Below are 24969 nucleotides of genomic sequence, written 5' to 3'. Positions count from 1 at the left end.
CTTTACCTGCTTCGTAGCTTGTCCAGCACCTCTGAGGCAAGCTTGCGATTGACCGCGCGGTTCTGTTCGAGGCCAGTTTTGTCAATCGCTGCTACGACTTTGATAGCGCTGGAAAAAGATCGGTCCATGTGCCGGAGCAGATAGGTGATCGTATCCGGGCTGGGGAACAACTGACGGTCGGCGAACAACTTGGTCAGTACGGCGGTCAGCAGCGCGTCATCAGGTGCTTCGAGGCCGATGGACTGCGCCCCCTGCATCCGGCTCTGTAGATCGGGCAGCGTCAGGCCCCAGACCTGCGCGGGGCGGGTGTCGGTCAACAGCAGGCGATTGCCCTCGGCCAGGACCAGATTGTGGAGGTGGAACAGCAGCTCTTCGGCCGTGCGGTCACCCGCAATGGCCGAGATATCCTCGATCGCGACGTGGTTTTTTGCCAGCGACGGAATGTCGAGCCCCGACAGATCGCGGCTGTTCAGGATCGTGGCGTTGGTTGTTTCGGCCCACACATGCGCCAAGTGGGTTTTGCCAGAGCCTTCGGGGCCATACAGAACCAGCTTGCCACCTGCCCAATTGCGCCAGCCATCCAGCAGGGCAACTGCCATCGCGTTGCCCGGCGAGACAAAGAAGTCCTCGCGGCCCAAGGCAGGGCGAACTGGCAGATCAAAGCTGAGCTGGCGTGCCATCGGTTACGGTGCGTCCCTGCCGGTCAGGCCTCTGTACAGGCGGCTGTCTTTGTATTGTGCGGCGATGTAACGGATCACAACCCCAAGAGAGGCCGCCAGCGGTACAGCAACCAGAAGGCCGATGAAACCGAAAATCGACCCAAAGACAGACAAGGCCAAGATGAGCCAGACCGGGTGCAAGCCAACAGAATTGCCGATCAACATCGGGGTCAGCACGTTGCCCTCTAGGATCTGGCCAACTTGGAACACCGCAAAGACCGCGGCGATCATCCACCAGTCCCCCCAAAACTGGAATAGCGCCAGACCAATGGACAAGACGCCGCCCACGATTGCGCCCACATAGGGGATAAAGCTGACAATGCCCGCGATGAATCCAACCACGAGGCCAAAGTTCAGCCCCACGATCATCAGCGAAATCGCGTAGTACGCGCCAAGGATCAGGCAGACGGTGCCTTGGCCCCGTACAAAGCTGGCGAGCGTCGCGTCTATGTCATTGAAAATCTTGCGAACCACGGGGGCGTGGTCGCGGGGCAATAGATCGTCAATTTTGGCGATCATGTTGTCCCAGTCCAAGAGCAGATAGAACGACACCACCGGCACCACGACAAAGAACATGGCGATGTTCAGCAGGGATGCAGCAGAGGAGAGGGCGCCTTGGAGCAGCGTGCCGCCCTTTTCCTGAATGGTTTGGCCCGCCGAAGTCAGCGCATTATGCACTGGGCTGCCGCTGGCGATCAGCTCTGGGAAGCGCGATGTCAGGCTCGACTTCAGGCGGTCCATAATCTCTGGCGCGGTTTTGAACAGGTTGACCGCTTGCTCTGTCATGGTCGGGATGATGACCAACGCTGCCGCTGCAAACACCAAAATAGCGACCAAAGTGATGACCACTGTTGCCATCGAGCGGCTCAGCCCTCTTTCTTCGAGCCAGTCGGCAACTGGATCTAGGAAATAGGCGACAGCCGCGCCCACAAAGAACGGCAACAGCGTGTCCCCAAGCACCCAAAGAATGGCAAAGAAAACGACGGCGGCGATTCCCCAATATTTTGCCTGTTGCTTTGCAGGTAGAGCCATGGGTCATCCTCCGATCAATCATTCAGGTTTTCGCCGAAGCTGCGTGATTATGCAAGCGCAGCGCCGGTTTGGCGGGGTCTGGCCCGACTTAGCTGTTTCCAATGGGCGTTTGGCGCTTTAAACCCCTGCAAAACGAAATCACTGTTCCGAGGGTTCCATGCGCCTGTCCCGCTACTTCCTGCCCGTGCTTAAGGAGACGCCTGCCGACGCGCAGATCGTCAGCCACCGCCTGATGCTGCGGGCCGGTATGATCAAGCAAACCAGCGCCGGTATCTATTCCTGGCTGCCGCTGGGTTTCAAAGTCCTGCGCAAGATCGAAAACATCGTCCATGACGAGCAGATCAAGGCTGGCCACATCCCCATGCAGATGCCAACCCTGCAGTCGGCGGATCTGTGGCGCGAGTCCGGTCGCTATGACGGCTACGGTCAGGAAATGCTGCGGATGAAGGACCGTCACGACCGTGACATGCTGTTCTCGCCTACCGCAGAAGAGCTGTTCACCGACGTCTTCCGCAGCTACGTGCGCAGCTACAAAGATCTGCCGCTGACCCTCTATCAAATCCAGTGGAAATTCCGCGACGAAGTCCGCCCTCGTTTCGGCGTGATGCGTGGTCGCGAATTCTACATGAAGGACGGCTACAACTTCGACCTGACCAAAGAGGACGCGCTGCACGCCTACAACCGTCACCTTGTTAGCTACCTGCGCACCTACGAGCGCATGGGCCTGCAGGCGATTCCGATGCGTGCTGATTCCGGCCCCATTGGCGGCGATGACACTCACGAATTCCTTGTTCTGGCGGACACTGGTGAATCCGAAGTCTTCTACGATGCCGAGATCACCGATCTGACCTTCGGTGATCGCGAGATCGATTTCGCGGACAAAGAGCAGTGTCAGGCCGTACTGGAAGAGTTTACCAGCCGCTACGCCCGCACGGATGAGACCCACGACGAGGCTGTCTACAACGAAATCCCCGAAGAGCGCCGCCGTGTTGCGCGCGGGATCGAAGTTGGCCAGATATTCTACTTCGGCACCAAGTATTCCGAAGCCATGGGCGCAACCGTTCAGGACGCCGATGGCAACAAAGTCCCCGTTCATATGGGCAGCCACGGCATCGGCGTCAGCCGCTTGCTGGGTGCGATCATCGAGGCCAGCCACGACGAAAACGGCATCATCTGGCCCGAGGGCGTGACCCCCTTCCACGTTGGTATCGTGAACCTCAAGCAGGGTGATGAAGAGACCGACGGCGCGTGCGAGAGCCTGTATGCCGAGTTGGTCGCTGCTGGTTTCGAGCCCCTGTACGACGACCGCAAGGAACGTGCAGGCGCGAAATTCGCAACGATGGATCTGATCGGTCTGCCTTGGCGCATCACCATCGGTCCGCGTGGCCTGAAAAACGGTGTGGTCGAGTTGACCAGCCGCCGCACTGGCGAAAGCGAAGAGCTGTCACCCGAAGCCGCGGTCCAAAAGATCAAAGAGATCTACGCGAAACACCCGGACCCCAAGGGTCTGTAAGGCCACATATCCATTTCGATCCAAGGCTCCGATTTCGCATCGGGGCCTTTTTTTCCACGTCGCGAATCAAATCGCTACAGAAATGACCGCGAGACTGGAAAACCCGATTGGTCGCTTGGGGAAATCCATATCTTTTCCAACGATCCAACGGGGTTTGCAGAAAACGATGGTCGCTTTCTCTTTTGGATTCCGATAAGCCTATGCGCCAGTTTTAGACGCGAAGAGGTCATGGTCCTAAGGGCATTTCTAGTCAGTTTCGGTATTGTGTCGGGCGCTGGTTTTTCCCAGTTTCCGGAGTTCTCGCAGCAGTATTTGCAGCGATTGGGCGGAGCTGTGGACGAACTCTCGACTGTGGTGAGCGACTTTGACCGCTCTGCCGCGACCTTTGGAATGACCCGTCATCAAGCTTTGGAAGAGATGAATGGCTCGCCATTTCTGCAAAGACGGCAGGCCGACCTGCGTCGGACGATTTCCCGCTACGAAGAATTGAGCGAGGCCTACATCGCCCTGCGATATGCGGGCCCCTTTACGCGGTTCTACGAGGTGCAGCACATGGGCGATCCTGAAATCCTCTCAGGCACGTGGCAAGACTATCGGCCCGCTGTACCGCTGACCTTTGAGGGTGGCATGTTCTCGCTCTTTGGGTTCTTGGTCGGCTACGGATCGCTGTCGGCGCTGATCAAAATCGTGCGCCCCAGCCGTCGCAGGAACAAACCCACGGCTGCGTGACTTGACCCACGACGCGCGATTTGCGCATCTACGCGCGACAGTCGAGGAAGAGCATGGCCCATACCACCCCCCCATTCGCACCGTTCGAATTCATGATTGCTTGGCGCTATTTGCGTGCCAAACGTGCCGAAGGCGGGGTCAGCGTGATGACCTGGATTTCGCTGCTCGGAATTACCTTGGCGGTGTTCGCACTAATCGCCACGTTGGCCGTGCGGTCTGGCTTTCGAGAAGAGTTTGTGGACACCATCCTTGGAGCCAACGCGCATATCACTGTTTACCAAGATATGCGTATCTCCGAAACCGGAGCTGCCAGCCGCAAGATCACCGAGTACACAGAGTTGGCCGAACAGATCGCCGCTGTACCGGGCGTGACGCATGCGGCGCCCTTGGTCAAAGGGCAGGTGATGGCCAGTGCGCGTGGTCGCAACGCTGGGGTCGAAGTGTTTGGTATCAGCGCGGAGGACCTGCAAGGCATCCCGCGGATTGCGAACCCCCAAGAGTCTCAGGGCAGCCTTGATAACTTCGAAGGCGGGATTGCGATCGGCTCTGGTGTTGCCCGAGAATTGGGCTTGCTGGTCGGGGATAAAGTGCAGCTGATCTCGCCTAACGGGGTAAAGACAGCCTTTGGCACCAGCCCGCGGGTCAAGGCCTATGACGTGGTCTACATCTTTACGGCGGGGCGCTATGACGTGGACCGCACGCGGGTCTATTTGCCCTTTGCAGAGGCGCAGGCCTACTTCAATTCTACCGGTGCGGCGGATGAAATCGAGGTCATGCTAGAGAGCCCGAACAACGTCGACGACATGGTTTTGCCGATCTTTCAGGCGGCAGGGGACCGCGCGATGGTCTGGACATGGAAAGACGCCAGCGGTGCCTTCCTGAGGGCACTGGAAGTCGAGGATAACGTCATGTTCGTGATCCTCTCGATCCTGGTGCTGATTGCGGCCATGAATATCACTAGTGGTCTGATTATGTTGGTCAAAAACAAAGGCCGCGACATCGGTATTCTGCGAACCATGGGCCTGACCGAAGGCGCTGTTCTGCGGGTATTCTTCCTGTGTGGGGCGTTCACAGGCGTACTGGGGACGATCGCTGGCGTGATTCTTGGATGTTTGTTCGCGATCTACATCGACCCGATCTTTTCGCTCGTTAACTATGTTGCGGGCGGTGGGGTATGGGATCCTCAAATCCGTGGTCTGTATAACCTGCCTGCCAAACTCGAGTTGGCGGATGTGCTGAGCGCGGTGTTCCTGTCCTTGGGCCTGAGCTTTGTCGTGACGATTTTCCCGGCCCGACGCGCGGCGCGGATGAACCCTGTGGAGGCGCTGCGCTATGAGTAAGGTACTGGAATTAAATGATATTGAGAAAATATACAAGCGTGGCGAACCGGGTGAAGTGGCCGTTTTGCGCGGCGCGGAGCTGACGCTGGAAGCCGGAGAGGTCGTGGCCTTGGTCGCGCCGTCAGGGGCAGGAAAATCGACCTTGCTGCATATCGCAGGGCTCTTGGATACGCCCGATGCGGGGCAGGTCGTTGTGGGCGGTCAGGATGTGACTGGCGCCAGTGACCGGCAGCGGACGCGGGTGCGGCGGGGGGACTTGGGGTTTGTGTACCAGTTCCACCATTTGCTGCCGGAATTTACTGCTATTGAGAATGTGGTGCTGCCGCAATTGGCCAATGGGGTGAGTGCGCGGGACGCGCAAAAGCGGGCTGAAAAGTTGCTCGATCACATGGGGCTGAGTGGGCGGATGACGCATCGTCCGGCGGCGCTTTCGGGCGGGGAGCAGCAGCGGGTTGCGATCGCGCGGGCGCTGGCGAATGGGCCCAAGGTTTTGCTCGCGGACGAGCCGACAGGGAACCTTGATCCCGGGACCAGTGAGCGGGTGTTTGACGCGCTTATGGATCTGGTGCGCGAGACCGGATTGGCGGCACTTATTGCCACGCATAACCCTGAATTGGCAGGGAAAATGGACCGGACCGTGACCTTGGAGAACGGGGTGCTGCGCTGAGGGCGCGGGTATCCGACGGGGTAGGCGCACCGCCCAAAGAGATCGCCAATTGGCCCTTCGGGCATGTGGTGGCGGGGCGGGGGCGTTGGTATCAATGACCTTAGGAAAAGCGTTGTGAAACCACTTAGACTATCCCGGTAGTGGTCGCGGCGTTTGACTTGCGAAACTTGTTAGGTTTCGCCTCCAGAACTCGAACTTTCGCCCAGGGCTTTTGCTCTGGGTATTTTTTTGCCCGATTGCAAATTCTTCGAGTGTTAACGGGGTGCGCTGCGGAAATGTCTGGTCTGTCTGACGTATGGTTTACGTATGGCTCGCGTCATGACGTTGGGTCTGGCACGGGCTGGGCGGGCGCGAATTTGCGGATGGTTAAGGACTTGGGTCAGACGGGCCTTTGGGCTGGGGGCGCCCCTTGCGATCCGGTGCCGGTGGGCTGATTGGCTGGCGGCGGGATTTGAGTATTTTTGGCAAAAAGAAGCCTTGGGTCTTGGGCGCTGGGGATGGGCCGTGATCTGCGGGCGGCTGGGGCTGGAGAGGTCCCTTAGGCGCGGTGCGGCTTTGGGCTGGGTGCCGGTTGAGTATTTTTACAAAGCAGAAAGGGTTGGGCGTGGGCGGGGCCGTCTGGGCGTGCTGGTTGCGCTGGAGACGGTTGGGGCCTGTGGGGCTTTGGGCGCAGTGGTTGGCTCTGCCTTTTGCTGGCTGGTGCCGCAGTGGCGCGTAGTCGATGAGGGGGAGCGGTGCCTGTAGGATGCTGGGCGCGGTGGTGATCCCCTGCGCTTAGCTCGCCGTGCTCTTGTGGCAGGCGACTGGGGTCTTGTGTTGGCGTTGAGGGGGGTGGTGCTGGTGGGGTGCCGGGTGCGGTGGTCACCTCCTGAGTTCGAGCTGGCCCGAACGCTGCGCCCGACCCGCCCCCTAGGGCGGGCGCATTTGCGCCCTCCCTCGGGTACAGGCGCAAAAACGAGTATAGGATATTAAAAGCTTTTGGGAAATCCTATCTATTTGAAGTGCTCTAAAAGGTGATGAATGTCGAAAGAACCATCTGAAGAAGAAATGATCTCATCTGTGTTCAAAGAAGTTTACGCTTTGCGAAAGAATTGGAGGATTTATTGTGAGGTATTTGGCACATCAAAAGAGCGCGTGGATGAGTTCAATAGCGCTTGCGCCGAGGTGTCGGTAGCTTTTGAGAAAGCGCTTTTCGAAAAAATAGTAATGCAGATTTCTCGCCTGACCGATCCGGCCAAAGGGCGCAAGTCCGACATGGTCAACGTCAGTCTCTACTCAGTAATTGACGAGGCTAAATCTAGAGGTCAGATGAATAAAACTTTGTGGGAGAGGTGGCATGAGGTTCAGCGTTTAGCCGCTCCGCTGCGTAATCACAGAGATAAATATTTAGCGCATAATGACAAAGAGTTCGGGGCTCGGCTTACGGAAATTGCTGGTTCGGCCCGCAAGGAAATAGAAGATCTTATATGCGCTATGTGCGAATTGTTTGCGGAACTAGGTATTTTACTTAAAGACACGACCTATGCAACGAACCCACTGGTTGGAAGTTTTGAAATTCAAAAATTCTTTCTAATATTGAGTCTTGGCAACAAGGCTTGGGACGAAAAATTTAAAGAAGACGCCAAGGCAAGAGTAACTCCTGCGACTTTCAAAGGACTTTGGTACGAAGACACTGAGTATGAGCCGCTACGACGATCAATTAAACGCCGTAGCGATGGTATCATCTAAACATCCACATCCTCGACGAACTTCGCGTTCTCTTGGATGTATTCAAAGCGCAGTTCGGGCTTTTTGCCCATGAGGCGCTCGACGAGGTCTCCGGTTTCGCCGGGCAGGTCTTCGTCGATGGACACGCGGATGAGTTGCCGTGTGGCGGGGTTCATGGTGGTGTCCTTGAGGTCTTTGGCGTCCATCTCGCCTAGGCCTTTGAAGCGGCTGACGTCGATCTTGCCGCGGCCGCCGAGGCCTTTGGCCAGCCATTCGTCGCGCTCTGCCTCGTCCTGACAGTAGACGCGTTTTGCGCCTTGGGTCAGGCGGTAGAGGGGCGGGCAGGCCAGATAGAGGTGGCCGTGGTCAATCATGGGGCGCATCTGGGTGAAGAAGAAGGTCATCAGCAGCGCGGCGATGTGCGCGCCGTCGACGTCCGCATCGGTCATGATGATGATCTTGTCGTAGCGCAGGTCGTCAACACGGAAGCGGGTGCCGAGGCCAACGCCGAGCGCTTGGGTCAGGTCGTTGATTTCCTGGTTCGAGCCGAGTTTGGAGCTGGCCGCGCCAAGGACGTTCAGGATTTTACCGCGCAGGGGCAGGAGGGCTTGGGTTTTGCGGTCGCGGGCCATCTTGGCCGAGCCGCCCGCCGAGTCGCCCTCGACCAGAAAGAGTTCGGTGCCGGCGCGGTTGGAGGCGGAGCAGTCCACGAGCTTTCCCGGCAGGCGCAGCTTTTTGGTGGCGGTTTTGCGGGCTGTTTCCTTTTCGGCGCGTCGGCGGAGGCGCTCTTCGGCGCGCAGGACGAGATAGTCGAGGATGGCGCCCGCGGATTTGGTGTCGTTGGCGAGCCAGTTGTCAAAGTGGTCTCGGACCGAGTTTTCCACCCATTTGGCGGCCTCTTCGGTGGACAGGCGGTCCTTGGTCTGGCCGACGAAGGAGGGTTCGCGGATGAAGATCGACAGGAGGGCGCAGCCGCCGGTGGTCAGATCCTCGCGGGTGATTTGGGCCGCCTTTTTGTTGTTTACCAGTTCGCCGTAAGCGCGGATGCCCTTGAGGATCGCGGCCCAGAAGCCGGATTCGTGGGTGCCGCCCTCGGGGGTGGGGACGGTGTTGGTGTAGGACTGGATGAAGCCGTCGCGGCTGGGGGTCCAGTTGATCGCCCATTCGACCGAGCCGGGGACGTTGAATTTATCCTCGAAGCTGACTTTGCCCGCGAAGGGGCGGTCGGCGTAGGTGGAGGCGTCTTTCAGCGTTTCGTTCAGGAAGTCCGAGAGGCCGTTGGGGAAGTGGAATGTCGCCTCGGTCGGGGTTTGGCCGTCGTCGATGGCGGATTTCCAGCGGATTTCCACGCCCGAGAACAGATAGGCCTTGGACTGGACCATCTTGTAGAGGCGGGCGGGTTTGAGTTTGAGCGAGCCAAAGATTTCGGGGTCCGCGTGGAAGGTCACGGTGGTGCCGCGGCGGTTCGGGGCGGCGCCGATTTTTTCCACGGGGCCTTGGGGGACGCCGCGGGAGAAACGCTGTTCGAAGAGCTCTTTGTTTTTGGCGACCTGCACGACCATCGAATCGGAGAGGGCGTTCACGACCGAGGAGCCGACGCCGTTCAGACCGCCGGAGGTCGAGTAGGCCTTGTTCGAGAATTTGCCGCCTGCGTGGAGGGTGCAGAGGATAACCTCGAGCGCGGATTTGCCCGGGAATTTGGGGTGGGGGTCGATCGGGATGCCGCGGCCGTTGTCGCGGACCGAGATTGCGTAATCCTCGTGGAATTCGACTTCGATGCGGTTGGCGTGGCCGGCCACGGCCTCGTCCATAGAGTTGTCGAGGATTTCAGCCACCATGTGGTGCAGGGCGCGTTCGTCGGTGCCGCCGATATACATGCCGGGGCGTTTGCGGACGGGCTCCAGACCTTCGAGCACCTCGATCGAGGAGGCGTCATAGGTTTCCGGTTCGGTCCCGTTCAGAAGATCGTCGGCCATGCTGCTCGCTTTCCTTGGTAGCTTTGAGCGCTAGAGATACAGCACCTTGTAGGGGCGCTGCAAGCGGAGGGCATACGGGGAAACGGATAGAGAGCGCCTGCTGCAGCGTGGTGCCGTGAGTATTTAGGCAAAGCAGAAAGAATGAGGCACTGCGCGAAAACCGGGGACTTAGGCGGTGCGGGCCATGACAAGTACCGCGCCGATGGCAAGGGTGATGCCGATGACGTCGCGGTGGGCGATGCGTTCTTCGAAAAAGACATGCCCGAGGGCGGTAAGGGCCAGAAGGGTAAAGATCGAGGCCGCGACCCCCACTTGGGCCAGAGAGATGAACCGCATGGAGACGAACCAGAGCCCTGCTGAGGCCGCATAGAGGGCGCAGCCGAGGAGGACCTTGGGCGAGACGAGTCCCTGTCCCTCTTCTACAGCGAGTTTGAAATAGTAGTCCCCCGCGATGATGACGCAGGTCGCCATCGCGCAGAGGAAATATCCCCAGAACACGGTCATCGGAATGCCTAAAATTGCCAGTGATTGTTGGGGAAGCTTAGCATCTGACGGGCAGGAATGGTTACGCAAAGTGACGGTGGTCGGGAATACGTGACCTTTGGCTTAGCAGTTCTGAAGGGTCGGCACGGCAGTTTTGCAAATAGTTGCAAGGGCCGACGGACTAAGCGCGTTATGCGTCTGCGGTGCAAGAGGGCTGCGGAAATTGCAGGGGTGTGTTTGACCCATCGCAAGGCGCGCGCGGGCCCGTGCCTGCATAGTTCCGGCGTGTTGAAAAAGGAGCGCAGGATGGAAGAGGCAATGGGGTCCCTGAACGAAGAGAGTGGTCTGGCGGAGGTGGTCGCCGCGCCAGTGGATGCGGTGCCTGCTGCGCCGCAAGACGCGCCGCCTGCGCTGACCAAAGAGACAGTGCGCCGGCCACATGCGGCCACGCCCGAGGAGGTGCGCCGCGCCTTTGAAACCGGCGAGTATCCGTACGACACCAAGATGTCGCGCCGCGCTTATGAGCGGGAAAAGGCAAAGCTGCAGGCCGAGCTGCTGAAGGTGCAACTGTGGGCGCAGGAGACGGGGCAGCGGTTCGTGATGCTGTTCGAGGGCCGTGATGCGGCGGGCAAGGGCGGCACGATCAAGCGGTTCATGGAGCATCTGAATCCGCGGGCGGCGCGCGTGGTGGCCCTGAACAAGCCCACATGGGAAGAGAAGGGCCAGTGGTATTTCCAACGCTACGTCAAAGAGCTGCCCACCGTGGGCGAAATGGTTCTGTATGACCGCTCTTGGTACAACCGCGCGGGGGTTGAGCGGGTCATGGGGTTCTGTGAGCCCAATGAATACCTGGAGTTCATGCGTCAGGCTCCTGATCTGGAGCGGATGCTCGTGCGGTCTGGGATCAAGCTGTACAAGTACTGGTTCTCGGTCACCCAAGAGGAGCAGCGCCGCCGATTCAAGGCCCGCGAGACCGACCCCTTGAAGCGGTGGAAGCTGTCGCCGATCGATAAGGCCAGCCTGAACAAGTGGGACGACTATACCGAAGCCAAGGAGGCGATGTTCTTTTACACTGACACGGCGGATGCGCCTTGGACCATTGTGAAGTCCGATGACAAGAAGCGGGCGCGGATCAACTGTATGCGCCACTTCCTGAGCACCCTCGATTATCCGGACAAGGACCCCAAGATCGTCAAGGCGCCGGATCCCTTGATCGTGGGGGGCGCAAGCCACGTGATCCACAAGTCAGAGCATATTCTGGGGACCGCGCTGCACCCCGATACGCGGCGCACTGGGGACGATGCGTAAGGCTGCATTTCTGCGGGCATAAAAACGCAAGAATATGTGTGCATTCGGGCAGGGGAAACATCTTGCCCGGATGGTGGGGGCGCTCTATGCCGACCGCATGGTCAAAAATGTAGCACTCCCGTATTCCACCCACTTTCGCGCCACGCTGCTGCTGGGCCTGCCGCTGATCGGCGGGCATCTGGCGCAGTTTGTCGTGTGGGCGACCGACACGCTGATGCTGGGGCGCTACGGGGTCGAAGAATTGGCGGCGGTGGTTCTGGCCACCTCGCTGTTTATGACGCTGTTCATCCTTGGGTCGGGGTTCGCGTGGGCGGTGATGCCGTTGGTCGCGGCCTCGCAGGCCGAGGGGGACGAGGTCGCGGTGCGCCGTCAGACACGGATGGGGCTGTGGCTGAGTTTTCTGTTCAGCCTGCTGTGTCTGCCGTTTTTCATCTGGTCCAAGCCGCTGCTCGTCCTGATGGGGCAAGAAGAGGATCTGGCCCAGTTGGCGCAGGATTATCTGCGGATTGCGGGGTGGGGCATGTTGCCCGGCCTGTTCGTGAACGTGATGAAAAGCTATCTGGCCGCGCTCGAGCGGACGGCGGTGGTGCTGTGGATCACGATCGCGGCGGCGGTGGCGAATGCCATCGTGAACTACGCGCTGATTTTCGGGAACTGGGGCGCGCCTGAAATGGGCGTGCGCGGGGCGGCCTTGGCCTCGGTCACGGTGCAGGTTGTGTCGCTGATTGGCTGCGTGTGGTACGCGCTGCGAGTGCTGCCCGAACATGCGCTGTTCCAGCGGATGTGGCGCCCCGATTGGGACGTGTTCCTGACGGTGCTGAAGCTGGGCGTGCCGATCGGTGTCACAGCCTTGAGCGAGGTGACGTTGTTCGCCTTTGCGGCGGTTGTGATGGGCTGGCTGGGGGCTGTGCCCTTGGCCGCGCACGGGATCGTGCTGCAGGTGGCGACGGCCACGTTTATGGTCCACATGGGGCTGTCGAATGCGGCGACGGTGCGTGCAGGCACGGCCTATGGACGCAAGGACGCGGTCAATCTGGCGCGCGGAGGCATTGCGGCGATGACGCTGTCCTTTGGCGTGTCGGTGATTGCGGTGATCCTGATGCTGGTTTTCCCCGAAGAGATGATCATGCTGTTCATGCGCAAGGACGAGGTGCAGATCGACGCTATTCTGGCGGTCGGCGTGGCCTTGATGGCGATGGCGGCGGCGTTCCAGTTCGTGGACGCGGCGCAGGTTCTGGCCATCGGTTTGCTGCGTGGGCTGCAGGACACAACGCTGCCCATGTGGTTCGCGGCGTTCAGCTACTGGGGCATTGGCGCGCCGGCGGGTCTGGCGTTCGGCTTCTGGCTGGACTGGGGCGCGCAGGGCGTGTGGCTGGGGCTGGTGCTGGGCTTGGCGAGTGCGGCTGTGTTGTTGATGGGCCGCTTCTGGCTGGTCAGCATGCCAAAGATTCGCGCTGCCGAAGCGGCGCTAGAGGCCGAGGCGGCCTAGTTTTCGGTGTTTCCGGCGGCCGCTTGGGCGGCCAGAACGCGTTCCGCTTTCTTGCGGGTCAGAACGGTGCGCAGATCGTGCATGGCCAGCAGCAGCGAATCCGAAATCTGTTCAAGCTGATCATCGGTGGCTTTGGTCTGGGCCCAGTGTGTGGTCAGGTTCAGGTGATCGACGGTGCGCAGGATGTCGTCGATCTGGCGCTGCGAAACCGTTTCGGTCCGTTCCTTCATCCAAGCACGGATAACGCGCAGGTCTTCGTCGGTGAGGGCGCGGTCGCCATGGGGTTTGACCTCGCCGTTGCGGATGTTCACAACGGCGATCTGGTCCATTTCAATCCGGCGCATGCGGTTTTCGGTGTCCACACGAAACACAAAGGCCCCGTTTTCTCGGACACGGAAATAGTATGGGGGCAGTTCGGTCGACATAAATCGCTCTCGTCTATGGGCTTATTTCAAATTTGCACAGAACCGCTGGATGCGGGTGCAGGCCTCTTGGAGGGCCTCGTCCGAGGTAGCGTAACTGATGCGGAAGTTCGGAGACAAGCCGAACGCTGCGCCAAATACGACAGCCACGTTTTCTTCTTCGAGAAGGGCGGTGGCGAAATCTTCGTCCGTTTCGATCTTGGTCCCGCCTGCGCTGGTTTTGCCAATGCAGCCCGCGATGTTGGGGTAGACGTAAAAGGCGCCGTTAGGCACGGGGCAGGTGATGCCGTCAGCGGCATTCAGCCCCTCGACCACCAGATCGCGGCGACGTTTGAACATCACGTTGTTGGGCTCGATAAAGTCCTGCGGGCCGTTAAGCGCCTCTAGCGCGGCATACTGGCTGATCGAGCAGGGATTCGTGGTCGACTGGCTCTGGATCTTGCGCATGGCGGCGATCACCTTTTCGGGGCCTGCCGCATAGCCGATGCGCCAGCCGGTCATGGCATAGGCTTTGGACACCCCGTTCACGGTCAGGGTGCGGTCATACAGCTGGGGCTCGACTTGCGCGGGGGTCGCGAACTGAAAGCCATCAAAGGCGAGGTGTTCGTACATGTCGTCGGTCATCACCCACACGTGGGGGTGCCGCAGCAGCACGTCGGTCAGGCCCTTGAGCTCGTCTGCGGTGTAGCCCGCGCCGGTGGGGTTCGAGGGCGAGTTGAAAATGAACCATTTGGTGTTCGGCGTGATCGCGGCCTCGAGCTGAGCGGGCGTCATTTTGAAGCCGTTTTCGATGCCGCATTCGACGATCACAGGCTCGCCCCCCGCCAAGCGGACCATGTCGGGATAGCTGACCCAATAGGGCGCAGGGATCACCACTTCGTCGCCCGGGTTCAGGGTCGCCATGAGCGCGTTATACAAAACCTGCTTGCCGCCGGTGCAGACGATGACCTGTGCGGGCGTATAGCCAAGGTTGTTGTCGCGGGCGAATTTGGCACAGATCGCTTGCTTGAGCTCGGGGATGCCATCGGGGGCCGTATACTTCGTTTTGCCCGCGTCGATTGCCGCTTTCGCTGCCTCTTTGATGTGATCTGGCGTGTCAAAGTCAGGCTCACCGGCCCCGAGGCTGATCACATCCCGGCCCATTGCCGCCAGTTCCCGCGCCTTTTGCGTGACGGCGATGGTGGGCGACGGCTTTACTCGGTCAAGGGCGGTAGACAGGAAAGACATTCTTTAACCTCGGTCATTTGAAAAGCGCTCTGGCCTGTCCTAGTCTCGGCGCGATGACCAATCAAGACAGATCCGAGAAAGGGAGTCTGATGGGAGATAACTGGTATAGCCCCGAAGCTGCAACTTTTGGCGATCGCGTGGCTGCTGCCCGCGAAGCCGCCAGCATGACTCAGGTGCAACTGGCCAAACGGCTGGGTGTGAAACTGGGCACGCTGCAGGGCTGGGAAGACGACACAGCCGAGCCGCGCGCCAACAAACTGCAAATGTTGGCCGGTTTGCTGAACGTTTCGATCATGTGGCTCTTGAACGGTGAGGGTGATGGCGTAGAAGGTCCGGTAGAGGATAACGCCGTCCCCGTCGCGATCACCGACATCATGCGCGAGATGCGCGAGATGAAGATCCAGATGCAGCAGGGGGCAGACCGCCTGGCTCGGCTTGAGAAAAAGCTGCGCCTGACCCTGAAGGAGATCGAGCAGTGACAGACGTCACCGAAACCCACGAAACCCGGTTGAAGCGCCTGAACATGCGCTCCAACTATCGGGGCATCAAGGAAATGGACCTGATCCTGAAATCTTTTGCGGATCGCCGTCTGGCAGAGATGTCAGAAGCCGAGCTGGACCTGTACGAGGACCTGCTCGAGGAGAACGACCATGACCTGTACCAGTGGGTGAGCGGGCAGGGGGCAACCCCTGCGCGGTATCTGAATCTGGTGACCGATATCGCGAGCGGTTTGACGCAATTCTCGAAATAAGGCGCATTTTAGCCATCTTCTTGGGCATTTAACCGAATATTCGGCATTATCCCTTCAGTCTCTGTTTTATCGAAAAACTGCGGAGACATCAGATGGTCCTTCATTCGCCTCCGGCCAAGTCGGCCGACCAAAGCTTTATGGCGCGCTACCTTGACACCCTGTCCTTGGTAGAGCGCCTTCATCGCCTGCTGCTTGACGTCATCAAGGACGAATTCGAACGCGTCGGCGTTCTGGAGATCAATGCAGTGCAGGGCCTATTGCTGTTCAATATTGGTGAACACGAGGTCACTGCGGGCGAACTCAAATCTCGCGGATATTATCAGGGCAGCAACGTCAGCTATAACCTGAAGAAGCTGGTGGACATGGGCTACATGCACCACGAACGCTGCGCCATGGACCGCCGCGCCGTGCGCGTGCGCCTGACCGAACGGGGCCGCGCGGTGCGGGATGTGGTCGCTGACCTGTTCATGCGCCATGCGGACGGGCTTCAGTCCAAGGCCGTGCTGGATATGGACGGGGTGGACACCATCGCTGGCGCGCTAAAGCGCGTAGAACGTTACTGGACCGACCAGATCCGCTACATCTACTGACAAACGCCGGGGGGATGCTTTGTCTGCCAAATGAAAAGGGCCTCACGCGATTGCGGAGGCCCTTTTCATTGTGTCGCGGATCGTGGCTTACCAGTGACCAGTGTTTTCCATGCTGGCCCAAGGCTCTGCGGGGGCCAGTGCGTCACCCTCTTGCAGCAGTTCGATGGACACGTTGTCGGGCGAGCGGACAAACGCCATGTGGCCATCGCGGGGCGGACGGTTGATGGTCACGCCATTGTCCATCAGGTGTTGGCACATCTCGTAGATATTCGGTACGCGGTAGGCCAGGTGCCCGAAATGACGGCTGTCCGAGGGCAGCCCATCATCGCCATCCCAGTTATAGGTCAGCTCGACGGGGCACTCTTCCTGACCTTCGGGCGCCATGAAAACAAGGCTGAAGCGGCCTTTTTCATTGTCGATGCGGCGGGTCTCTTTCAGTCCGAGCAGTTCGAAAAAGGCCATGGTTTTTTCCAGATCCAGCACGCGGACCATGGTGTGCAAATAACGAACGGACATAATAACTCCTTTGTCTTTGGCACTAACGTAGGTGGCGTGGGTCTATGATCAAAGGGCCAACTGGCATTTCCTGATTTGCACCGATAGAACATCAGGCAACGACGCAGCGAACTCGGAGGCCCCCGTGCAGCAGTATCACGAGGCACTACAGACCATTCTCGACCATGGGGAACAATCGACCGACCGCACAGGCACCGGCACGATCAGTTATTTCGGGATGCAGCAGCGCTATTCCCTGGCTGACGGGTTCCCGCTGGTCACCACCAAGAAGCTGCACCTGCGGTCGATCATCCATGAACTGCTGTGGTTCCTGTCAGGGGACACCAACATCAAGTACCTCAAGGACAACGGCGTTTCGATCTGGGACGAGTGGGCGGACGAGCACGGCGATTTGGGCCCCGTCTACGGCAAACAGTGGCGCGATTTCGGCGGTGTCGACCAGATCCAGACCCTGCTGGAGATGATCAACACCAGCCCCGACAGCCGCCGCCTGATTGTGTCCGCTTGGAATCCTGTGGACGTGCCGAACATGGCGCTGCCCCCGTGCCACACCATGTGGCAGGTCCGCATTGTTGGCCGCAAAATGCATCTACAGCTGTATCAGCGCTCGGCGGATATGTTCCTTGGGGTGCCGTTCAACATCGCCTCTTATGCGCTGTTGCTAAAGATGCTGGCGCACGTAACGGGCTACGAGGCCGGCGATTTCGTCCACGCCATTGGCGATGCCCACATCTATTCCAACCACATGGAGCAGGTAAAACTGCAGCTGTCGCGCGCACCCAAGGCGCTGCCGCAGCTAAATATCACCCGCGATGTGCAGTCCCTGTTCGACTTCAAATACGAAGACTTCGAGGTGGTCGGCTACGACCCCGATCCCGCAATCAAAGCACCGGTGGCCGTATGATTTCCCTGATAGTAGCGCGCGACAAAAACGGCGCGATTGGCAAAGACAACACCATCCCGTGGGAGGCGCCCGAAGACCTGAAGTTCTTTCAGCGCGAAACCAGCGGGGCGGCGATTATCATGGGCCGGAATACGTGGGATAGCCTGCCGTTCAAGCCTCTGAAAAATCGCATGAATATCGTCGTTACCTCGCAAGAGGTCAGCGCCGAACATACCGCTGACTCGGTTCAGGACGCGATCGATATGGCGCACGCTGCAGGCCACCGCCGCGTCTACGGCATCGGCGGCGCGGGCATTTACCGCGAAATGCTGGCCTATGCAGACCGCTTGCTGATCACCGAAGTGGACACCGAAGTGACTGCGCCGGACACCCACTTTCCCGAAGTCTTGGATGCGGACTGGCGGCTGATCGGCACGACCCTGTTGCGGACCGAAGCGCCCCGCTGCGCGGTACGGGAACTCCTGCGTCGGGGCTAACGCGCAACCATCAGCCTTTTCATCTTGGCAAAAATACCCATTAAATTGCGGGCGGCCCACCATGTGGCCGCTCTTTTGCAGTGTGCATGTCACGATTGGCCTTCCGGTATTTCCCGACATAGACCCAAAGAGATGACCATGCAGAAATTGACGACCCTTGCCTTTATTTCCGTTACCGCGCTGGCGGGCTGCGCGACGCCGCCGTCGAAAATCGAGCCGGCGACTGTGTTGCCTGCGGCCTACGCTGATCTGGACTGTCGCGCGCTAGAGGCGCGTAGAATCGAAGCGGCTGCCAAACTCGCCGACGCAGAAAAACGCCAGCGCGAGGCTGTGGCGGCGGATGCCGCCGGTGTTGCGATTGCCTTTGTCCCCGTGTCCAGACTGACCGGCGATGCCCACGAAGAGGTTGCGCTTCACAAAGGACAGATGGCCACGATTCGCCAGGTGCAGTTGTCGAAGTCCTGCATCATGCGCGCCCCGCAGGACTAAGCCACGCACAAAAAAACCGAGGCACGGAGGGCGCCTCGGATTATAAATTCAATGGGTAGAATGCCTCGAAGTCAGAGGAGGGTCAGATCGCCTGCCATCTGGCGGCCATCACGGCCTTCTTTCAGCTCGTAGCCCACTTTCTGGTTGTCAGCCAGACCGGTCAGACCCGACCGCTCTACTGCAGAGATGTGTACGAACACGTCCTTGCCGCCGCCATCGGGCGCGATAAAGCCATATCCTTTGGTGGTGTTGAACCACTTGACGGTTCCTGTGGGCATAGCCCCTTACTCCTTCTAGTCGTCTTCCCCGCGCAGCGGGGCCTTGGCGTAACTTCCACGCGACAGTCAAACGACTCGCTCCGAGGTTTCGGCTGCTTCGAGGTGGTCACAACTCCAGCGTTGCATGCCCAACGTAAAAATCAAGCAAAACACAGTTGTATTCGCCGTCACTTTCTCGAAAGTGGCAAAAAAATAGGAGAAGCGAATGATCCTCTATGGGCTAAAGACCTGTGATACTTGCCGCAAAGCGGTCAAAGCGCTGCCCGATGCCAAATACGTCGATGTGCGCAAGGATGGAGTTGCGCCAGAGGTGCTGGAGCGGGCTTATGGGCGCTTTGGCGACAAGCTGGTGAATAAGTCGAGCACCACGTGGCGGCAGTTGGACGAGGATCAGCGTGCCCGTCCGGCGCTGGATCTGATCGCCGAGCATCCGACCCTGATGAAGCGCCCCTTGATCGAAGAGGGCGACCAGATGTGGTTGGGTTGGGGCAAGGATGTGCAGGCGGAACTGGTAGGGTAACCGCCGCCAGCCAAGCCATGAAAAAGGCCGCCCGATTGGGGCGGCCTTTGATGTTTTAGAGCTTACTTCAGGTCGGGCGGGGTGCCTTCGGCCTTCAGGGTGGTGACGATCTCGTCCAGCGTCGCCATGGAGGTCTGCTTTTCCCCCAACCGGCGGACCGAGACGGTGCGCTCTTCGACTTCTTTCATGCCGACCGCGATGATCACAGGCACCTTGCCGAGCGAGTGCTCGCGGACCTTGTAGTTGATCTTCTCGTTGCGGAAGTCGGCTTCGGCGCGGACGCCAACGGCCTTGAGTGCGTCGACCACCTCTTGGACATAGCCGTCCGCGTCCGAAACGATGGATGCGACAACCACTTGGCGCGGGGCCAGCCAGAAGGGCAGTTTCCCTGCTGAGTTTTCGATCAGGATGCCGATAAAGCGTTCGAACGAGCCAAGGCAGGCACGGTGCAGCATGTAGGGCCGGTGCTTGGATCCGTCTGCGCCGATGAAGTTGGCGTCCAGACGTTCGGGCAGGTTGGGGTCAACCTGCAGGGTGCCGCACTGCCAGTTCCGGCCGATCGCGTCGGTCAGGGTGAACTCGAGCTTGGGACCGTAGAACGCGCCTTCGCCCTCGAGGATTTCGTAGTCATAACCCGCCGCGCGGCAGGCATCGCCAAGGGCCTTTTCCACGAAGTCCCAGCTTTCATCGCTGCCAATCCGCTTTTCGGGGCGGGTGGACAGTTTGATGGTCCAGTCGTGGAAGCCGAGGTCTGCATAGACCTTGGACAAGAAGGCGATGAACTTGGCGGTTTCGGACTCGATCTGGTCCTCGGCGCAGAAGATGTGGCCGTCATCTTGGGTAAAGCCGCGCACACGCATGATGCCGTGCAGGGCGCCCGAGGGCTCATAACGTGCACAGCTGCCAAATTCGGCCATGCGCAGGGGCAGGTCGCGATAGGATTTCAGACCCTGATTGAACACCTGCACATGGCAGGGGCAGTTCATGGGCTTCAGAGCGTTGATCGCCTTTTCGCGGGCATGATCTTCGTCAACTTCGACGATGAACATGTTTTCCTGATACTTGTCCCAGTGCCCCGATTTTTCCCACAGCTTGCGGTCCACGACTTGCGGGGTGTTCACCTCGACATAGCCGTCGCGTTCTTGCTGGCGGCGCATGTAGTCCTGCAGGGTGGTGTAGATTTTCCAGCCGTTCGGGTGCCAGAAGATCTGGCCGGGCGCCTCTTCTTGCAGGTGGAACAGGCCCATATCCTTGCCAAGTTTGCGGTGATCGCGCTTAGCGGCCTCTTCCATCATGGTTTCCCATGCCTTGAGGTCTTTGCGGTTCTTGAACGCCACACCGTAAATGCGCTGCAGCATCGGGCGCGAGCTGTCTCCCAGCCAGTAGGCACCAGCCACGTGGGTCAGTTTGAAGCCATCCGCGGGCACCTGACCGGTGGTTTGCAGGTGCGGGCCACGGCACAGATCCTGCCAGTCGCCGTGCCAGTACATCCGCAGGTCTTCGCCTTCGGGGATGCGGTTGATCAGCTCGACCTTAAAGGGTTCTCCGCGATCCTCGTAGTATTTGATCGCGCGTTCGCGGTCCCAGACCTCAGTGGTTACGGCGTCGCGGGCGTTGATGATGTCCTTCATCTTGGCTTCGATTTGGCCAAGGTCCTCGGGGGTGAAGGGCTCTTCTCGGTCGAAGTCGTAGAACCAGCCGTTGTCGCGCACGGGGCCGATGGTGACTTTGACGTCGCGCCAAATTTCCTGCACGGCGCGGGCCATGATGTGCGCCAGATCGTGGCGGATCAGTTCCAGCGCTTGGGTGTCATCCTGCATGGTGTGGATGGCGACGCTGGCGTCTTCGGTAATCGGCCACTGCATGTCCCAATGCGCGCCGTTCACGGTCGCGCTGATTGCTTTTTTCTGCAGTGACTTGGAGATCGATTCAGCGACTTGCGCGGGCGTGACGCCTGCGTCGTATTCGCGAGAGTTTCCATCGGGGAAGGTCAGGGAAATCTGGGCCATAAGCCTTGATGCTCCTCGTCGGTTTGGCGCCCACGGAACGCCCGGTTGCGGGTTTGGTTTCGCGGGCTATGTGACCGCATGGGGTAGGCAAGTCAAGTTTAGGTTCCGATTGATGACAAAAGACATTTCTGCAGAGGTTTTCGAAGCACTCAGCGGCGCAGAGGATGACGCGCCCGACCTGAGTGACCACGCCCAACAGGCCGAGGCCCCCAATGGGCTGCGCCACATGGCATCGCTGAGCATGACCAAGGTCGCGGATGGGCTGATTGACCCGAAGCTGGTGTTGAGTTGGCTGCTCAATGCCTTGGGCGCGCCTGCGGTGTTTGTGGGGCTTCTGGTTCCGATCCGAGAGGCGGGGGCGCTGCTGCCGCAAATGTTCTTGGCCGGATGGGTTGGGCGTCTGCGTCACAAGAAATGGGCGTGGACCGTGGGCAGCGCAGGGCAGGGGATCGCGGCTGCGGTGATCGTGCTGGTCGCGCTGATGGTCCAAGGCGCTGCGGCGGGGGCGATGATTTGTGCTGCGCTGGCTGTTTTGGCCGTCGCGCGCAGTGCGTGTTCGGTCAGTTTCAAGGAAATCTTGGGCAAAACAGTTGGCAAATCGCGGCGCGGGGCAATCACGGGGACCGCAGGAACGGCCAGTTCGGCGGCGGTTCTGGTGTTTGCCGCGATCCTGATCTGGCAAGGCGCGAGCGAGGTGCTGGTGATCAGCGCCATCGCTCTGGCTGCCGTGCTTTGGCTGTTGGCGGCTGGGCTTTTTTCGACCCTGAACGAAGAGAAGAGCGAAACAGATGATCGCGGCGGGCTGCCTGATATCAAGCTCTTGTGGCAAGAACAGGACTTGCGCCGGTTCATCATTACGCGTGGCTTGCTGGTCGGAACTGCACTGGCGCCGCCCTATCTGGTGGTGATCTCGGAGCGGGCCGAACTGGAGCAGCTTGGCGCGATGTTGGTCGCCAGCGCGGCGGCCAGTTTCCTGAGTTCGTATGTCTGGGGGCGCCTGTCGGATCGGTCCAGCCGCAAGGTTCTGGCCTTGGCCGGGTTTGTCGCGGCGCTGGCGCTCTTTGGCGGCGTGGCGCTGTCTTGGATGGACTACGGCGACACGCCCTATGCCATTCCAGGCGTGCTGTTCGTGTTGATGATCGCCTATCATGGGGTGCGTCAGGGACGCTCGACCTATCTGGTGGACATGGCCCCAAAGGACGAAAAGGCAGCCTATGCCGCCCTGTCTAATACGGTGATCGGAACGCTGCTGCTGGTCGCTGGACTTGGCGGAGGTTTGGCCGCGCTGATTTCAGCGCAGTGGGCGCTCGTGGTGTTCGGCGTGATGTCACTGGCGGCTGTCGCCTCGGCCCTGTCGATGCGCGAAGTCGAATAAGTTGATGCCCCCAGCGGCGCTGCATATGGTGGCGCCGCAATCAAAGGAGACACCTATGACCACCCCCAGCTTCCTGACGACCTCGACCGGTCGCAAGATCGCCTATCACCGGACCGAAGGCACAGAGCCGGGCATCGTGTTTCTGGGGGGCTTCAAGTCCGATATGGACGGGACCAAGGCCGTCTGGCTGGAAGAGTGGGCGAAGTCCCAAGGGCGCGCGTTTCTGCGGTTCGATTATTCGGGACACGGTCAGTCTTCGGAAAAGTTTGGGGACGGCGCGATTGGCGATTGGGCGGCGGATGCGCAGGAGGTGATCGAAACTCTGACCGCTGGTCCGCAGGTTTTGGTGGGCTCCAGCATGGGCGGCTGGATCAGTCTGCTGATGACCCAACGCATCCCTCAGCGCGTTTGTGGTCTGGTGGGGATCGCTGCGGCACCTGATTTTACCGAGGATGGCTTTTGGGCTGGCTTCACCGAAGAGCAGCGCGCGGCGCTGGAGGCGGACGGCCAGATCGCGCTGCCGTCGGATTACGATGAGCCCTACATCATCACTAAGCGTCTGATCGAGGATGGGCGGGATCAGTTGGTGCTACGTACGCCGCTGCCGCTGCCTTTCCCCGTTCGGTTTTTGCAAGGGACGGCGGATACCTCGGTGTCTGTTGCGACGGCGGTGAAGCTGCTCGACCATGCAGAGGGCGCGGACATGCGACTGACGCTGGTGGATGGCGCGGATCACTCGTTCTCGGCGCCAGATTGTCTGAAGTTAATCGCCAATAGCATTTTGGAGGTCACAGCGCGGGTCTAGCTGTCGACCAGAGTTACGGGGAAAACACGGCAGCCTGTGGATAACTCGGTGCACAGATCTGAATAGGTCTTAACATCCTATGGAAAACTTTTCCTATCGCGCTGTATCTTGTGCGTTTTCCCGTTTGGATAGGAATATATCCGAAGGATGATGCAGATTTGCGGATGTGAAAGTTAACGCGGCTGATTGGGACAACTTTTCCCGCTCAGATTGAGTGTGTAAATTCAGGTAACGGGTTTCGCTGAACCAGTGCGCAAAGAAAAAGGCCAGACGCGGATGCGACTGGCCCTGATGTTCGTTCTGGTGTGCCGATGCTTACTCGGCGGCGGCTTTCGCCTTGGTCCGCTGGTTCGCGTCGATGAATTCGAGCACAAGGGGGCGGATGTTGTTGCGCCAGCTCTTGCCCGCAAAGATGCCGTAGTGGCCTGCGTCGGGCTCCAGATGGCTGGCCTTCATGTTGTCGGGCAGGCCGGTGCACAGGTCCAGCGCTGCGACACATTGTCCAGGCGCAGAGATGTCATCCTTGGCACCTTCGACCGTCTTGACGGCCACATCGGTGATTTTGCCGATGTCCACACGCTTGCCCGCGACCACGAATGTGTTCTTTGCCACCTCGCAGTTTTTAAAGATTCGCTCGACGGTCGACAGGTAGAATTCCGCCGGCATGTCCATCACGGCGAGGTATTCGTCGTAGAAACGGTTGTGCCGGTCGTTGTCACGAGACTCGCCCTTGGAGGCGCGCATGATCTGGTCGGTGAACGCCTTGGAGTGGGTTTCCGCGTTCATCGCCATAAAGGAGGTGAGCTGCAGAAGGCCGGGGTACACCTGACGGCCGACGCCGGGATATTTGAAGCCAACGCGCTGGACCATCATCTCTTCGAGTTGACCCATGGTGACGCGATTGCCAAAATCGGTGACGTCGGTGGGCGCGGCCTCGGGGTCGATCGGACCGCCGATCAGCGTCAGCGAAGAGGGCTGTGCTGCCGGGTCTTCTTCGGCCAGATACGCGGTCGCGGCAAGGGTCAGGGGCGCAGGCTGACAAACGGCGATCACGTGGGTCTGGGGACCAAGCTCTTTCATGAAGTCGACGAGGTAGAGGGTATAGTCCTCGACGTCGAATTTCCCTGCAGAAACAGGGATATCACGGGCGTTGTGCCAGTCGGTGCAGTAGACTTCGCAGTCGGGCAACAGGCTGACAACGGTCGAGCGCAAGAGGGTCGCGTAGTGGCCCGACATTGGGGCAACCAGCAGCACTTTGCGCGGCTTTTCGGGGCGTCCGAGCACGTGGAAATGGACCAGATCGCCAAAGGGGCGTTCGACGATGGTGTCCACGGTGACAATGTGGTCGCGTCCATCTTCGCAGGTATACGAATGAATACCCCAGTCAGGCTTGGTGACCATGCGGGCAAAGCTACGCTCGGTCACTTCACCCCATGCTCCCATCCACTGGAAGACAGGGTTCGGAAACGCTGCGATGGCCGGATAGCCTGCGATCGCTTTGGCTGTTGCGCCAAGCCATTGGTTCGTGTTGCGAACCGTCTCCATCAGATCATATGTCGCCATATAGCGCATGGTGTTCTCCTTCGGTTGCCGGTCGGCCCGGTTCAAATCGTCACTTTGCCCCCTCCGGCCTGCAACGCTATG

Annotated in this window: 26 protein-coding genes; 16 read left to right on the top strand and 10 right to left on the bottom strand. The window is 59.5% G+C overall.

From position 1 onward, the window contains the following. Nucleotides 1-2: 2 nt before the first annotated feature. Nucleotides 3-680 carry a DnaA/Hda family protein gene (locus tag N4A58_RS02040; RefSeq protein WP_293707393.1) on the bottom strand — a complete coding sequence of 226 codons (678 nt, stop codon included), beginning with the start codon at nucleotides 678-680 and terminating at the stop codon, nucleotides 3-5. A gap of 3 nt (nucleotides 681-683) precedes the next feature. Continuing rightward, the gene (locus N4A58_RS02035) at nucleotides 684-1751 is read right to left on the bottom strand and encodes an AI-2E family transporter (RefSeq protein WP_293707392.1); all 1068 of its coding nucleotides are present in this window, start codon (nucleotides 1749-1751) and stop codon (nucleotides 684-686) included. A gap of 157 nt (nucleotides 1752-1908) precedes the next feature. Between N4A58_RS02035 and proS the strand changes: the two genes are divergently transcribed. From proS to N4A58_RS02010, 5 genes are all read left to right on the top strand, one after another. After that, nucleotides 1909-3264 (top strand): proline--tRNA ligase, encoded by a 1356-nt coding sequence (gene proS, locus N4A58_RS02030; protein ID WP_072707384.1) that lies wholly within the window; start codon nucleotides 1909-1911, stop codon nucleotides 3262-3264. A gap of 228 nt (nucleotides 3265-3492) precedes the next feature. Continuing rightward, nucleotides 3493-3993, top strand: coding sequence for a DUF2937 family protein (locus N4A58_RS02025; protein ID WP_072707381.1), 501 nt, complete (start codon nucleotides 3493-3495; stop codon nucleotides 3991-3993). 53 nt (nucleotides 3994-4046) lie between these two features. Beyond that, the gene (locus N4A58_RS02020) at nucleotides 4047-5333 is read left to right on the top strand and encodes a lipoprotein-releasing ABC transporter permease subunit (protein ID WP_293707391.1); all 1287 of its coding nucleotides are present in this window, start codon (nucleotides 4047-4049) and stop codon (nucleotides 5331-5333) included. Further along, a complete protein-coding gene (locus tag N4A58_RS02015; RefSeq protein WP_293707390.1) occupies nucleotides 5326-6000 on the top strand; it encodes an ABC transporter ATP-binding protein in 675 nt (224 codons plus the stop codon). The genes N4A58_RS02020 and N4A58_RS02015 overlap by 8 nt, the downstream gene beginning before the upstream one ends. A 1020-nt stretch (nucleotides 6001-7020) precedes the next feature. Continuing rightward, nucleotides 7021-7728, top strand: coding sequence for a hypothetical protein (locus tag N4A58_RS02010; protein WP_293707389.1), 708 nt, complete (start codon nucleotides 7021-7023; stop codon nucleotides 7726-7728). On the opposite strand, the gene parE is transcribed toward N4A58_RS02010, so the two are convergent. Both parE and N4A58_RS02000 read right to left on the bottom strand, forming a co-directional pair. After that, a complete protein-coding gene (gene parE, locus N4A58_RS02005; RefSeq protein ID WP_293707388.1) occupies nucleotides 7725-9683 on the bottom strand; it encodes a DNA topoisomerase IV subunit B in 1959 nt (652 codons plus the stop codon). The two genes, N4A58_RS02010 and parE, sit on opposite strands and share 4 nt — an antisense overlap. Before the next feature lie 168 nt (nucleotides 9684-9851). Beyond that, the gene (locus N4A58_RS02000; protein ID WP_293707387.1) at nucleotides 9852-10187 is read right to left on the bottom strand and encodes a hypothetical protein; all 336 of its coding nucleotides are present in this window, start codon (nucleotides 10185-10187) and stop codon (nucleotides 9852-9854) included. A 285-nt stretch (nucleotides 10188-10472) separates the two neighbouring features. On the opposite strand from N4A58_RS02000, the gene ppk2 reads away from it, so the two are divergent. Both ppk2 and N4A58_RS01990 read left to right on the top strand, forming a co-directional pair. Beyond that, nucleotides 10473-11474, top strand: coding sequence for a polyphosphate kinase 2 (ppk2, locus tag N4A58_RS01995; protein WP_293707386.1), 1002 nt, complete (start codon nucleotides 10473-10475; stop codon nucleotides 11472-11474). A 70-nt stretch (nucleotides 11475-11544) separates the two neighbouring features. Then, entirely contained in the window at nucleotides 11545-12963 is a 1419-nt protein-coding gene (locus tag N4A58_RS01990; RefSeq protein ID WP_293707385.1) for an MATE family efflux transporter, read from the top strand. Here the strand turns inward: N4A58_RS01990 and N4A58_RS01985 are convergent. Then, complete coding sequence (locus N4A58_RS01985; RefSeq protein ID WP_293707384.1) at nucleotides 12960-13388, bottom strand: hypothetical protein; 429 nt, start codon at nucleotides 13386-13388, stop codon at nucleotides 12960-12962. The genes N4A58_RS01990 and N4A58_RS01985 overlap by 4 nt on opposite strands. A 21-nt stretch (nucleotides 13389-13409) precedes the next feature. Beyond that, nucleotides 13410-14612 carry a pyridoxal phosphate-dependent aminotransferase gene (locus N4A58_RS01980; protein WP_293707383.1) on the bottom strand — a complete coding sequence of 401 codons (1203 nt, stop codon included), beginning with the start codon at nucleotides 14610-14612 and terminating at the stop codon, nucleotides 13410-13412. An 89-nt stretch (nucleotides 14613-14701) separates the two neighbouring features. Here N4A58_RS01980 and N4A58_RS01975 point away from each other — a divergent pair, with 89 nt between their 5' ends. The 3 genes from N4A58_RS01975 to N4A58_RS01965 all read left to right on the top strand — a co-directional run bounded on the left by N4A58_RS01975 (nucleotide 14702) and on the right by N4A58_RS01965 (nucleotide 15953). Next, complete coding sequence (locus N4A58_RS01975; protein ID WP_072707365.1) at nucleotides 14702-15091, top strand: helix-turn-helix domain-containing protein; 390 nt, start codon at nucleotides 14702-14704, stop codon at nucleotides 15089-15091. Between the two features lie 44 nt (nucleotides 15092-15135). Continuing rightward, complete coding sequence (locus N4A58_RS01970; protein ID WP_072707513.1) at nucleotides 15136-15363, top strand: succinate dehydrogenase assembly factor 2; 228 nt, start codon at nucleotides 15136-15138, stop codon at nucleotides 15361-15363. A 92-nt stretch (nucleotides 15364-15455) separates the two neighbouring features. After that, nucleotides 15456-15953, top strand: coding sequence for a winged helix DNA-binding protein (locus tag N4A58_RS01965; RefSeq protein WP_072707363.1), 498 nt, complete (start codon nucleotides 15456-15458; stop codon nucleotides 15951-15953). A gap of 87 nt (nucleotides 15954-16040) precedes the next feature. On the opposite strand, the gene N4A58_RS01960 is transcribed toward N4A58_RS01965, so the two are convergent. Continuing rightward, nucleotides 16041-16469 (bottom strand): VOC family protein, encoded by a 429-nt coding sequence (locus N4A58_RS01960; protein ID WP_072707361.1) that lies wholly within the window; start codon nucleotides 16467-16469, stop codon nucleotides 16041-16043. 124 nt (nucleotides 16470-16593) lie between these two features. Between N4A58_RS01960 and N4A58_RS01955 the strand changes: the two genes are divergently transcribed. The 3 genes from N4A58_RS01955 to N4A58_RS01945 all read left to right on the top strand — a co-directional run bounded on the left by N4A58_RS01955 (nucleotide 16594) and on the right by N4A58_RS01945 (nucleotide 18338). Then, a complete protein-coding gene (locus tag N4A58_RS01955; RefSeq protein ID WP_072707511.1) occupies nucleotides 16594-17373 on the top strand; it encodes a thymidylate synthase in 780 nt (259 codons plus the stop codon). Continuing rightward, nucleotides 17370-17849, top strand: a complete 480-nt coding sequence (locus N4A58_RS01950) for a dihydrofolate reductase (RefSeq protein WP_072707359.1) — start codon at nucleotides 17370-17372, stop codon at nucleotides 17847-17849. Before N4A58_RS01955 ends, N4A58_RS01950 begins: the two co-directional genes overlap by 4 nt. Nucleotides 17850-17987: 138 nt before the next feature. After that, nucleotides 17988-18338: a hypothetical protein gene (locus N4A58_RS01945; RefSeq protein ID WP_293707382.1), complete on the top strand. Its 351-nt coding sequence runs from the start codon at nucleotides 17988-17990 to the stop codon at nucleotides 18336-18338. Between the two features lie 71 nt (nucleotides 18339-18409). Here N4A58_RS01945 and N4A58_RS01940 read toward each other — a convergent pair whose 3' ends face one another. Next, nucleotides 18410-18616 (bottom strand): cold-shock protein, encoded by a 207-nt coding sequence (locus N4A58_RS01940; protein ID WP_072707354.1) that lies wholly within the window; start codon nucleotides 18614-18616, stop codon nucleotides 18410-18412. Between the two features lie 205 nt (nucleotides 18617-18821). On the opposite strand from N4A58_RS01940, the gene N4A58_RS01935 reads away from it, so the two are divergent. Then, nucleotides 18822-19136, top strand: a complete 315-nt coding sequence (locus tag N4A58_RS01935; protein ID WP_293707377.1) for an ArsC/Spx/MgsR family protein — start codon at nucleotides 18822-18824, stop codon at nucleotides 19134-19136. Between the two features lie 62 nt (nucleotides 19137-19198). Here N4A58_RS01935 and thrS read toward each other — a convergent pair whose 3' ends face one another. After that, the gene (thrS, locus tag N4A58_RS01930; RefSeq protein ID WP_293707375.1) at nucleotides 19199-21145 is read right to left on the bottom strand and encodes a threonine--tRNA ligase; all 1947 of its coding nucleotides are present in this window, start codon (nucleotides 21143-21145) and stop codon (nucleotides 19199-19201) included. A gap of 112 nt (nucleotides 21146-21257) precedes the next feature. On the opposite strand from thrS, the gene N4A58_RS01925 reads away from it, so the two are divergent. Both N4A58_RS01925 and N4A58_RS01920 read left to right on the top strand, forming a co-directional pair. Further along, on the top strand, nucleotides 21258-22520 hold the full coding sequence (locus tag N4A58_RS01925) for an MFS transporter (RefSeq protein WP_293707374.1): 1263 nt from the start codon (nucleotides 21258-21260) through the stop codon (nucleotides 22518-22520). A gap of 55 nt (nucleotides 22521-22575) precedes the next feature. Continuing rightward, entirely contained in the window at nucleotides 22576-23325 is a 750-nt protein-coding gene (locus tag N4A58_RS01920; RefSeq protein WP_293707372.1) for an alpha/beta hydrolase, read from the top strand. A 315-nt stretch (nucleotides 23326-23640) separates the two neighbouring features. Here N4A58_RS01920 and phaZ read toward each other — a convergent pair whose 3' ends face one another. Then, on the bottom strand, nucleotides 23641-24897 hold the full coding sequence (phaZ, locus tag N4A58_RS01915; protein WP_072707342.1) for a polyhydroxyalkanoate depolymerase: 1257 nt from the start codon (nucleotides 24895-24897) through the stop codon (nucleotides 23641-23643). Between the last annotated feature and the right edge of the window lie 72 nt (nucleotides 24898-24969).

It is taken from the genome of Donghicola sp. (assembly GCF_025210255.1).
Lineage (GTDB): Bacteria > Pseudomonadota > Alphaproteobacteria > Rhodobacterales > Rhodobacteraceae > Donghicola > Donghicola eburneus.
The sequence above is the reverse complement of the archived record's forward strand: the minus strand, read 5'-3'. Positions and strand labels throughout refer to the sequence as shown.